This is a genomic window from Brevibacillus sp. MCWH (genome assembly GCF_013096935.1).
Classification (GTDB): domain Bacteria; phylum Bacillota; class Bacilli; order Brevibacillales; family Brevibacillaceae; genus Brevibacillus; species Brevibacillus aydinogluensis.
Genome location: NZ_SDLF01000144.1, coordinates 1 through 460 on the forward strand (window position 1 = coordinate 1; position 460 = coordinate 460).

The 460-nt window shown below is 49.6% G+C and carries 1 pseudogene; it reads left to right on the plus strand.

The window, feature by feature from the left end:
• Positions 1-20: 20 nt before the first annotated feature.
• A pseudogene (locus ETC00_RS19785) lies at positions 21-460 on the plus strand (carbohydrate ABC transporter permease); the annotation flags it as partial.

Here is a 460-nt window from a genome sequence, read left to right on the forward strand (position 1 = left end):
GTTTTAGAGGAGGGAGAGGTATGGCTGAAATTCACACGATGCACAACACCAAAGCCGGACGGGTGTTTGACGTCTGCAACATTCTGTTTCTCGGCGGTGTCGGCGCGATTACCATTTTGCCGTTTTTATATATTATCGCCGGTTCCTTTGCGACAGAAGCGGAACTCGCCCAGCGGAGCTTCTTTATTTTCCCGAAAACCTTTACACTTGATGCTTACAAGTATGTGTTTTCGACACCGACGTTCCTTCGAAGCATGGGCGTGTCCATCTTCATCACGGTGGTTGGGACGGCTGTACAGCTGTTTTTTACCTTCACGATGGCGTATCCGCTGGCGAAACGGCATGTGAAGGGACGGAATCTGCTGTTGAATCTGGTGATTTTCTCCATGCTGTTTTCAGGCGGCATGATTCCGACGTGCCTTGTCGTAAAATCACTTGGCCTTTTGGATACGTATTGGGC